Source organism: Streptomyces sp. NPDC005728, from assembly GCF_040630895.1.
In the GTDB taxonomy this organism is placed as follows: domain Bacteria; phylum Actinomycetota; class Actinomycetes; order Streptomycetales; family Streptomycetaceae; genus Streptomyces.
The window spans coordinates 22,961-32,596 of the sequence record NZ_JBEXYL010000086.1; the positions used below are offsets into that span (position 1 = coordinate 22,961).

General features: G+C 67.3%; 8 protein-coding genes and 2 pseudogenes. 3 read left to right on the forward strand and 7 right to left on the reverse strand.

Annotation, left to right across the window (positions count from 1 at the left end):
• Nucleotides 1-13: 13 nt before the first annotated feature.
• On the reverse strand, nt 14-403 hold the full coding sequence (locus tag ABZ471_RS37400; RefSeq protein WP_359072934.1) for a DUF5959 family protein: 390 nt from the start codon (nt 401-403) through the stop codon (nt 14-16).
• Nucleotides 404-588: 185 nt separating this feature from the next.
• On the opposite strand from ABZ471_RS37400, the pseudogene ABZ471_RS37405 reads away from it, so the two are divergent.
• Nucleotides 589-714, forward strand: a pseudogene (locus ABZ471_RS37405) (IS5/IS1182 family transposase); the annotation flags it as partial.
• A gap of 4 nt (nt 715-718) precedes the next feature.
• Here the strand turns inward: ABZ471_RS37405 and ABZ471_RS37410 are convergent.
• On the reverse strand, nt 719-1,414 hold the full coding sequence (locus ABZ471_RS37410) for an SDR family NAD(P)-dependent oxidoreductase (RefSeq protein ID WP_359072935.1): 696 nt from the start codon (nt 1,412-1,414) through the stop codon (nt 719-721).
• A 133-nt stretch (nt 1,415-1,547) separates the two neighbouring features.
• On the opposite strand from ABZ471_RS37410, the gene ABZ471_RS37415 reads away from it, so the two are divergent.
• Nucleotides 1,548-2,405, forward strand: a complete 858-nt coding sequence (locus tag ABZ471_RS37415) for a helix-turn-helix transcriptional regulator (RefSeq protein WP_359072937.1) — start codon at nt 1,548-1,550, stop codon at nt 2,403-2,405.
• Nucleotides 2,406-2,518: 113 nt separating this feature from the next.
• Here the strand turns inward: ABZ471_RS37415 and ABZ471_RS37420 are convergent, their stop codons facing one another.
• The 4 genes and pseudogenes from ABZ471_RS37420 to ABZ471_RS37435 all read right to left on the reverse strand — a co-directional run.
• A complete protein-coding gene (locus ABZ471_RS37420) occupies nt 2,519-3,361 on the reverse strand; it encodes an IS5 family transposase (protein WP_359072938.1) in 843 nt (280 codons plus the stop codon).
• Nucleotides 3,362-3,487: 126 nt separating this feature from the next.
• Entirely contained in the window at nt 3,488-4,426 is a 939-nt protein-coding gene (locus ABZ471_RS37425; protein WP_359072939.1) for a hypothetical protein, read from the reverse strand.
• A gap of 330 nt (nt 4,427-4,756) precedes the next feature.
• Nucleotides 4,757-5,974 (reverse strand): transposase, encoded by a 1,218-nt coding sequence (locus ABZ471_RS37430; RefSeq protein ID WP_359072941.1) that lies wholly within the window; start codon nt 5,972-5,974, stop codon nt 4,757-4,759.
• A gap of 201 nt (nt 5,975-6,175) precedes the next feature.
• A pseudogene (locus ABZ471_RS37435) lies at nt 6,176-6,782 on the reverse strand (transposase); the annotation flags it as partial.
• Nucleotides 6,783-7,299: 517 nt separating this feature from the next.
• On the opposite strand from ABZ471_RS37435, the gene ABZ471_RS37440 reads away from it, so the two are divergent.
• The gene (locus ABZ471_RS37440; protein WP_359072943.1) at nt 7,300-7,677 is read left to right on the forward strand and encodes a hypothetical protein; all 378 of its coding nucleotides are present in this window, start codon (nt 7,300-7,302) and stop codon (nt 7,675-7,677) included.
• 527 nt (nt 7,678-8,204) lie between these two features.
• Here the strand turns inward: ABZ471_RS37440 and ABZ471_RS37445 are convergent.
• Nucleotides 8,205-8,960 carry a type 1 glutamine amidotransferase domain-containing protein gene (locus ABZ471_RS37445; protein ID WP_359072945.1) on the reverse strand — a complete coding sequence of 252 codons (756 nt, stop codon included), beginning with the start codon at nt 8,958-8,960 and terminating at the stop codon, nt 8,205-8,207.
• Nucleotides 8,961-9,636: the final 676 nt, after the last annotated feature.

Consider the following 9,636-nt stretch of genomic DNA (forward strand, 5'->3'; position numbering starts at 1 on the left):
ACGATCTCGTGGATCAGGTACCAGGCGTACGACCAGTGGCGCAGTCGTCCGGAGGAACAAGCGGCACCCGCACGGTGACCATGGACCCCGACTCGTCCTCCACGACCACCTCAGGGCAGTCGCGCTCGCCTGCAAGCTGGATGAAGACGGACGGCCCGTTGCTCATCTCCATCCAGGCCACGTCCTCGCCGGCGTCGAGCTTGTCCAGCGCATCCGCCCAGCTCTCCCGCTTCGATGAGTACAGGATCAAGTCGATACGGCCGGACACGAAGGGCGTCTGGACCACGATCTCGGCCTCCAGTCCGGCGCTCCATCCCGGATCGCGCCCCAGCACATTGACGGTGACGCTGTTCCCCTCGTCATCGGCGAGAGAGATGAGCTCCCTCGGAGCGATGTCGCCCATGGCTGCCCCTTCATCGGCGAGTACCGGGAGATCGCCGCTCTGTCAGGAGCGCAGCTGCCACCCCATTTCGTTAGGAGTTCTTCGAGGTCGCGCAGCTTGGTACGGGGCGCCCCCCGTCGGCGAAGCAGGAGCAGATCTTGTTGATCCTTGGGAGTTGCGACGCTCTGCTGTCACGGGGGAGATCTGTGCCTGCCCCGACATCGTGGCTGACCGAACCGCTCTTGAATCAATTCGCCGCGCTGTTGCCTGAACGGCTGGCTTACCACCCACCCCGCCCGCTGGGCTGCCATCGCAGGCGCATCAGCGACCGGAGCGTTACCAGACGACCGGGCCGGTCCTGTCGAAGAAGCCACCGGTCGGGCCGTCGGAGCCAATCGAGGCCATACGGACGATGATCTCCGTGCCTTCCTCGATGGTCTGCGTGCCCATGTGGCCGTTGAGGTCGGTGGCGGTGTAGCCGGGGTCGACGGCGTTGAACCGGATGGCAGGGAAAGCCTTCGCGTACTGCGCGGTGACCATGACCAGCGCGGTCTTGGAGGAGTTGTAATCCAGCGCCATCACCTGGAACTCCACCCGGCTGGGGTCGGCGCATGCCGCCAGCGAGCCCAGACCGCTGCCGACGTTGACGACGACCGGGGCATCGCTCGCTTCCAACAGCGGCAGGAAGGCGTGCGTGACGCGCACGGCGCCGACGACGTTCGTGTCGTACGTGGTCAGCATGTCGGCCCCGGTGACCTCGCCGACCGGCTTGCGCGCGCCCACGATCCCGGCGTTGTTGACCAGGACGTCGAGACGGCCGGCGTCCGCGCGGACGAATTCGGCGGCAGCCTTGACAGAATCCTCGGCAGTGACGTCGAGCTGAACGAAGTGGGCGCCGAGCCTGTCAGCCGCCTCCCGGCCGCGGTGTGCATCGCGTGCCCCGACGTAGACGGTGTGCCCGGCCTCGATCAGGCGGCGGGCGGTCTCGAAACCCAGGCCCTTGTTCGCTCCAGTGATCAATGTGACGGTCATGTGTTCACTCCGTGATCGGTGGGGTGGTGACGCCTCCACCCTCCTCGCACCGCGGAGGGACAGGCAGTGCCCGCCTCAGCCAGTGGACTGGCAGTACCAGGCTGTCCGGGCGCGGCAACGCGATACTGGGACGGTGAGTGAATCCAGGGAACTGGGCAGAGCCCTGCACGGCTGGCGGGACCGGATCGCCCCCGAAACGGTCGGGCTGCCCTCGGGCGGAGTACGTCGGACCGCCGGGCTGCGCCGCGAAGAACTGGCACAGCTCGCCGGTCTGTCGGTGGACTACATCATCCGCCTGGAGCAGGGGCGGGCCACCTCCCCGTCGGCGCAGGTCCTGTCCGCGCTGACCCGCGCCCTGCGGCTGTCGGCAGCCGAGCGCGAATACCTGTATCTCCTCGCGGGCCAGCCAGCGCCGGGCCCCGGGCAGCTGTCGACGCACATCCCACCGGGGGTCCGAAGGCTGCTCGACCAACTGGACGGCTCACCGCTGAGCGTGCATGACGCCGCGTGGAACCTGATTCTGTGGAACCCGTTGTGGGCGGCTCTGTTCGGAGACGCATCCGCGCTGCGCGGACGCGAGCGCAACATCGTCTGGCGGCACTTCGCCGGTCTGCCGAGCCGGGTCAGCCACACCCTCGAGCAGGAGGCCCGGTTCGAGGCGGCCGTGGTCGCCGATCTCAGGACGGCTACCGCCCGCTACCCGGCCGATGCCGGCCTGCGCTCCCTGATCAAGGACCTGCGGAGTGTCAGCACCGACTTCGCACGCCTGTGGGACACGGGCATCGTCGGCATCCATGAGTCGGACACCAAGACCGTCCATCACCCCGACGTCGGCACACTCACCTTCGACTGTGACGTGCTCATCGCTCCCGGCAGCGATCTGCGCATCGTCACATATACCGCCGCTCCCGGCAGCGACGCCGCCGACCGGATCAGGCTCCTCAACGTCATCGGCACCCAGGCCATGACCGAAGACAGCACGCCGGGATAGCAATCGGCGGGGGCACCTCCACCCCCATGGCCCATGGCCCGCAGCCCGGCGCACCGACCACCGACGACGGCTCGCTGTCAACGCCGGCGAGAGGTCGCCAGATGGGCGTGCCTTCACGGTCGTGGGTTCGGGCGTCCGTCCCAGCGACGGGTGGTCCATGCCCATCGGATCAGGCTACGGATGGTGATGATCGTGTCGGCGAGGTCGAAGAAGGCGTCGATGACAGTCGTCCGGCGCTCATAGCAGCGGGCGAGGCGGCAGAAGGCGCTCTGCCAGGCGTGGGTCCTTTCGACATGCCACCTCTGGCCTGCCTGGATCGGCGCCTTCTCACCCTTGCGCGCGATGCGGCCGTGCAGGCCGCGCTCGTCGAGAAGGGCACGGGTCTTGTCCGAGTCGTAGCCGGCGTCCAAGTGCACGGTGATGTTGTCCGGCAATGGTCCCAGGTTGTTGAAGCGGCCCAGAGTCGGAGCGAGCAGCGGCGAGTCGTGACGGTTTGCTCCAGCCAGCATGCGGCCGAGCGGCATTCTGTAACCATCCGTCATGCCGGAGCGTTTCAGACCCTGTTTGCCGCGGTCGACCGGTGAGCGCCTGGCGACCTCACCGCCGCCGGGCGCTTTGGTGATGGAGCCATCGACAGCGCTCTGATCAAGCACGAGCCCGACGATCCGGTCGTAGGATTCCAGCGCGATCCGCTTGAGTTTGGCGAAGATGCCAAGCCGAATCCACTCGTCACGACACTTGCGGATCGTGGTGGCGAAGCAGGTTGTATCGGCGATCGCCTCGTAGGAGCAGCCAAAGCGCAGGAGCTGCAGCACCTTGTCGAAGACGATTCGGTCGGTGATGCGTAGGCGGTAGCAGCCCAGCGGATGGGTCGGCACGTAGGCCGGCCGCTCAGGCAGCCGGGCAGCGAATTGGCCCCACAGCGGCTCGGTCAGCCACGATGGCAGTACAGGCACAGGTCTCCCCAGTGATCACAGAGCGTCGCAAGTCCATGATCGCCAAGACCTGTACCTGGTTTGCTGCCGGGGTCCGCCACCCCGCCTATCTGCGTGACCTCCAAGAAGGCCCGGCCGATAGCCATCTCACTCGCTCAGCCGCCAGGGCTGGTGGCTCTGACGATGGACGACCAACTGGGTGTGGGTGGTGAAGGTGGCCGTGCAGTCCGTACAGGCATATGGGTACGCAGCAGGGCACATCAACATGTGTAGGTAACGGAGAGTGTATGTGCTGCCGCAGAGCGGGCAACTGCTTTGGCCGGTCTCGGCCCGGAGCCTCGCCTGCCGCTCCGCACGCTGAATGGGGGAACGGTCATGTTCCAGAAACTGGTGTATGCAGTGCGCGTTCTCGGTGGTGAAGCCTTTCCCGCAGGCGTCGCAGCGATACGGTAGCGGGCGGCACGGGCAGATGAGTGCGTGGGCAGTCGGGTTCACGACCAGGCGATGGCACCAGCGGCATTCCACCACTTTCAACGTGGGCGACGTAAGGGCCGAACGGGGCTGGAGTGCGAGCGGTGCCGTGGGGTGGTTGCCAGCCGGCAGCCGCAGCGCACCTGCCGCCCTGACGGGGTCACGGGCGGTGAACAATGTGTCGCGACTCGCCCCCATTCCAGCGATCGTGTACTCGCCACGCGGCACGGTGACGTCGAGGCGCTGCCCGATCCAGGCCGGAATGACCAGGCCGTTACGCTGCGCCGTTCCGGTGCTGCCGGCTAGAAGCAGGGAGACCGGGTCGCCATCACGCAGCCCTGACCGGCGCGCCGGAGAGTCCAGCTGGGGGACGACGGATACCACCTGCTGCCAACCCCCAAGCCCGCCCAGTGTCGCAGCAGCATCGAGGTGATCCCAGCGTCCGTACGTGACAGGGGGCGAGTCACCCATCAGACCGACAGCCTGAAGCGGCTGGCCGTTGGCCCCGAAGAGGAGATGGCGGCGGCGGTAGACGTATTCGCCGCCAGCGACGAGCAGCGGCCCAATGGGCCCGGCGAGCAGGGATAGGGCGTCGAGGATCCCCCGGACCCACATCAGGGAGTCCTCCTCGTCGGGGCGCCAGGACTGGGGCGGAGGGGGTGCATTCATCCAGCCTCCAACATCCATGGCAGAGGTAGACCCTAAGGTCAATTATCCCTGCGACTAGCCAACTTTTCTGGATAATGAGGGCGGCAATCTACCTGCATCAATCCACGTCCCAATTGGGCCCCGACAGTCGAATCCCGTCACGTCACGGAATCTCGGGACTTGACGGATTGCCGCAGGCCCTCTAGGAGAGACTTGGTCCCCGTCCGGGACCAGGCACGCGACGGTCCGATAGGGCCAAGGTTGACTTCCTCCCCCTCCTGAAGGAGGGGGATTCCCCTATGAGGGGGTTCGGCCGGTTGCCCGGCCTACAGGTTCCTGCTTCACGGACCGGCTGGTGCCGAGGTCTCCACAGGCTGAGACCGCATGTCCTGCGGCCTTGATGTTCTTCGCGGCGTTCCCGTCGGCGTGCTCGTGGTGTCCGCAGGCTGGGGCTTTGCACCGGAAGACCGCTTGGCTCTCGCGGTTGTTCTCGGTCACGAAGCCACAGGCGGAGCACCGCTGCGACGTGTACGCGGGATTGACCTTCACCACGGGCGTGCCGGTGTACCGGGCGGCGTTGGTGAGGGCGAGTTCGAGGCGGTGCCATCCCTTGTCGAGGATGGCCCGGTTCAGCCCGGCCTTCTGCCGGACCCGCTTCCCGGGCTCGACGGGGGTGCCGGCGGCGGACGCGGTCATGTTCCGGGTCCGCAGGTCTTCGAGGACGACCAGGGCGTTCTTCTGCACGAGCTGCGCGGCGGTCTGCGCGCAGAAGTCCCCGCGCCGGTCCGCCACCCGGGTCATGATCCGGCCCATGGCCGTGATGACCTTGCGCCGGTTGCTGCTGCCGCGCCGGGTGCGGGCGAGCTGCTGCTGGAGCCGGCGGTACCGGGCGGCCTCGCCAGGGCGGATGAACTCCCGGTCGTGGAAGTCACCGTCCGAGGTGACCGCGGCCGTCTTCACCCCGCGGTCGATCCCCACCACCGTGTTCGGCATCGCGTGCCGCTCGGGGGTGACCGCACCGTCGTCGACGAGGAACGACACGAACCAGTGCCCGCCCTTCCGGGACACGGTCGCGGAACGGACCTCACCGCCGAGAGGGCGGGACCAGCGGAACCGGACCCACCCCAGCTTCGGCAGCTTCGCCCGACCCCACTTCCGCCCCAGCCGCTCCACGCTGATCTTCTTGGGGTCGGGGAATCGGAACGACGGCGCCCACCGGGACTTCGACCGCCACCGCACCTTGAACGTCCCGTGATCCCGGCACGCCTTGTCGAGGTCACGGAGAGTCTGCTGAAGCACATGCGACGGTGCGGCCTTCAGCCACTCGTGCTCACGCTTGGCGGCGGCCAGCTCGGCAGCCTGGGGCACGTAGTTCATCCACGCGCCACGGCGCCGGTACTCACGCCGCTGCTCCAGGCCGGTGTTCCACACCGCCCGGCACACGTTCGCGAACTCCTCGCACTGCCCAGCCTGCTCGGCCGTCAGCTCAAGCCGGTACCTACGACCAGACAGCATGGAACACCCCCCTTCAACCAATGTGATCAACGCAGTGCACGCCACTGACAACGCAGCGAACTCCGCCGCTCCGCGGCTCCGAACCAGGGATCGCCTATCCCCGCCCTAAAGGACGGGGTTTGCGGCGAAGAGCTCTCCGATCAGAAGTTCCCTGTGCCACACCCGTGCCAGATCCAGCGGGAAACCACGGGGAACTGTTGTGGCAGCAGTGTTGCTGCCCGCGTTCCCAGGCCCGAGCAGCCCGGCCACCGGCTCCCCGGACCCGCCCCGGCCGTGGTCGACGAACCCCATCAGCGGATGTTGCCCGAAGGTCCTCTTCCTGGTGGCGGCCGCATCCTGCTTCTCGGAATGCGCGATCACCAGCACCCCGTCCAGGTCCACGACCACCTGCCCGGCCGTGTCCGGTGCCGCGTCACCGGCCAACGTCCACACACGTTCACGGACTTGAGCGCGTGCCTGCCGCAGTGCGGTCAGTGCCCGCTTCCCGCCCGCTGCCAGCATGGAGATCAGCCGGGACCGTCGGATCGGAGGCGACCGGCCCGAACACCGTCGGCTCGGCCCGCAGCATGCCGACGTCTGCCAGACAGTCCCCGCCCAACGCCACCGCGAGCGCCACGTCCAGCAGGCTCTTGCCTGGATCATGCACCGCCCGCGGCTTGCGCCATGGCGCCAGCTCTGTCGATATGGCCGTGTCCAGACCAGTCTTGCGGATCGGCTCCACCAGCAGCACACCGCCAGCCTGGGAGACCACCTCGCGACCACCGCCTTCGGTACGGACACGCGGGTAGGACCCGATACGCTTCTTCACCTGCAGAGTGCTTCTTTCACTCGACGATCTGGACCCTAGACAAGTCCCATCGTTGCAGGTCAGGAGCACTCTCCGCGTTTCTGATCACTCACTGGACGTCCTGCCGCGTGAAAGTGCGAGGTTAGTAGTGAACACCCGCGCACGCAGGCGGCATGCACTGTCGTCGGTGTGTGCCTGCGCTGCAGAGCCGATCCGAGGTGATCCTGGACGAGGCCATCCGGGGGCCATGCCGGCAACGGCCGGCTCGGAGGGCTGAACCGGATGCAGGCTGTCGAGCTGGACCGAACTGGTCGGGCTCGGCCGATGCAGGCCCGAAGTCCCCCCAGTCCCCGGCGGATTGGGGACTTCGGACGGCGAACCCCGCCCGGAGAGCACTGACCGCGCAAGGTCTGGCAGATCAGGAGGCGTGAGGCCTGTCATCGGGACGCCCCCCGGCGGGCAAGTCGCGCCGCGCGTCTAGCATTTGCGAAGAGAGATCATTGCTTCCAGGTCACGTCGAACAGAAAGAGCAACGCGCATGCACAAGTCCATACGTCGGGCGCTGATCGCCACCCCCGTTTCCGCCGCCGTGTGCCTCGGCCTCGCCTTCACGGTCGGCGCCGGCACGAGTTCGGCCGCCACGCACAACGTGAGCCAGCGGTACGCCCAGGGCTCCATGTCGTACAACTCGGCCACCGACACTCTCACGGTCAAGGACCTCAAGAAGGACGGCCGCACCTTCGCCGTCAGTCTCTTCGGGCCCGCCGCGGACGGCGTCCACGTGTGCAAGGTGGGAGGCAAGGGCAAGTCCAAGACCTGCGACTTCAACTTCAACAGCGGTCGGCTGAACGTCCTGGTCTTCACCGAGCGGGGCAACCAGCACTGGGACATCGACAAGTTCCACATGGACGCCTGATCCACGGACCGGCGGACCGAGCCGTCGATCGCCCCGCTCCTCCTCCATCACCTCACTCGTCGTACGAGATCTTCCCCAGCGGTTGTCGTACCGGTCTTGGGCCTTGTCGATCGAACGAGGGTCGCGATGGGGTGGTCGTGGGGTGCTCGACGCATCCGACCGGGGCCTCCTGAACAGCTCGTCGGTGTCGAATCGCCGAGCATCAGCGGGCCGGCCAGGTCCGCCCTAAGTTCCCGGTGTACCCCGGCCACCAGCCCGGTCCGTTGATCCTGCTCCAACGCCGTCTGATCCTGCTCCAACCCCGTCTGATCCTGCTCCAACCGCGTCGTAGCGTTCCAGCTCAACGGCGCCGCCCGATACACGGCTAATGTCGTCGAAACCATCAAGTACCCGGCGGGGCCGCTTTAGCGATCAAGAAAGAACGGGTCGGGTCGGAGTCCTCGGCCACGAGCGGCTCAACCGTCATCGTCGGGCTGGGTTGTCTTGGCAAGGCCGCATGCAAGGAGCGCCGGGCCGCAAGCCGGTGATCAGGTGCGGGCGGTCTTCTCCAACATGGTGAGGAACCGCCCGGCGAAGAGATAGGCGTCGCCGGGCCAGCGGGCCGAGAGGTAGTTGCCGTCCTCAACGATGAAGGCCGGGCGATGATCGGTGGCTGTGTCCCGCTGTGACAGCGTGCGCGGGCCGCGCTGGAAGTCGGACGGCGAGGCGAGGACGGCCGTGACTTCGTCCTCCACGTAAGCCGGGTAGGTGCGGTAGTAGCGGCCGAGGCGCCATGCCGTCAGCAAATAGGCAGATCGCTCCAGATACTTGGGCAGACAGGTGGTGCGGCGCCCGTAAAGCACACTGCGGCTGGTAGCCGGGTCCTGCGCGCGGGCGAGCACCAGCGGCCCATGGCAGATCGCCGCGACCGGCCGTCCCAGCTGCCAGAACTCGGCGACCTTCAGCTGCAGCACCGCCGATCCCAGGTACTGCCGCATTCCGCGGGCATGCCCCCCGGCCAGCAGCAGACCGTCGTAGTCAGCGGCCACGAGATCCTGCCAGGCCACAACGCCGCGAAAGCGTGGGTCAGCCACCATCCGGTGGTAGAGCTGTTTAGGCTCCGGCTCGGCGCCGAGCCTCCCGAAGAGGACTCCGTCCAGCAGCCTCGGGTCGGCGGCAGGGGTGGTTCCCTGACGCTCCGTCGCGATGATCACCTCATGGCCCGCCTCGGTGAGCATCTGCCAGGGAACGGCCACCTCGGTGACGTCGAAGTCCTGGTCGGGCAGGGGCATCAGTATCCGCATGGAGACATCGTGTGCGAGCGGGTCGGGCCGATCAACCCTGCCCCGGAAGGACCCGTGCGGCATAGCGCCGCTCCGCCGGCCGGGAGACGGCCAGCCCGTGTCGTCCACCAGAACGCGAAGCGGAAGCGTGAGATCCGTGAATAGCCCTCAAGGGCTGGAAACAGCAGCTCATCCGCCATCCCTGATCTTGCGTGGGTATCCCCGGCTGAAGCCGGGGATACCCACGCAAGATCAGGGATGGATCACGGGGTTGACAGGACGCCCGCGTCGCACCGTCGTTGGACAATTCACCTTCCCATACCGGGGCTCGGGCGGACCGTGTGGAGGCGCTAGTAGCAGGCGGCGGAGCTCAACGAGGACAACTATCGCTGCGCCCTAGACAGTGACCGCTGCGGGCTCCGGTGGGTCGAGCAGCCCTACACCATGGAGAAGTACCAGCGGTGCGAGCCGCCCACCGCTGGCCTGCAGGCGCTGCGCTTCGAGAACCCCGGCCTGTCCTGGCACACCCTGGGCAGCCACTTCCAGGACTCCCGGGCCGTCCGGACACCTGTGGGCACAGGCGTACCCGGGCAGTTACCAGCAGCGCGCACCCTGCCACGTACCAAGGGGCAGCCGGATGCCGCGCCGCCTGAGCGCAGAAGGCCCGCACCCTGTCCTGGGTGCGGGCGGCCTTCTG

Excerpts from the sequence above, each read along its gene's own strand:
- ABZ471_RS37440 (WP_359072943.1), top strand. The coding sequence starts at position 7,300 with ATGCACAAGTCCATACGTCGGGCGCTGATCGCCACCCCCGTTTCCGCC.
- ABZ471_RS37410 (WP_359072935.1), bottom strand. The coding sequence starts at position 1,414 with ATGACCGTCACATTGATCACTGGAGCGAACAAGGGCCTGGGTTTCGAG.
- ABZ471_RS37430 (WP_359072941.1), bottom strand. The coding sequence starts at position 5,974 with ATGCTGTCTGGTCGTAGGTACCGGCTTGAGCTGACGGCCGAGCAGGCT.
- ABZ471_RS37425 (WP_359072939.1), bottom strand. The coding sequence starts at position 4,426 with ATGTGGGTCCGGGGGATCCTCGACGCCCTATCCCTGCTCGCCGGGCCC.
- ABZ471_RS37400 (WP_359072934.1), bottom strand. The coding sequence starts at position 403 with ATGGGCGACATCGCTCCGAGGGAGCTCATCTCTCTCGCCGATGACGAG.
- ABZ471_RS37445 (WP_359072945.1), bottom strand. The coding sequence starts at position 8,960 with ATGCGGATACTGATGCCCCTGCCCGACCAGGACTTCGACGTCACCGAG.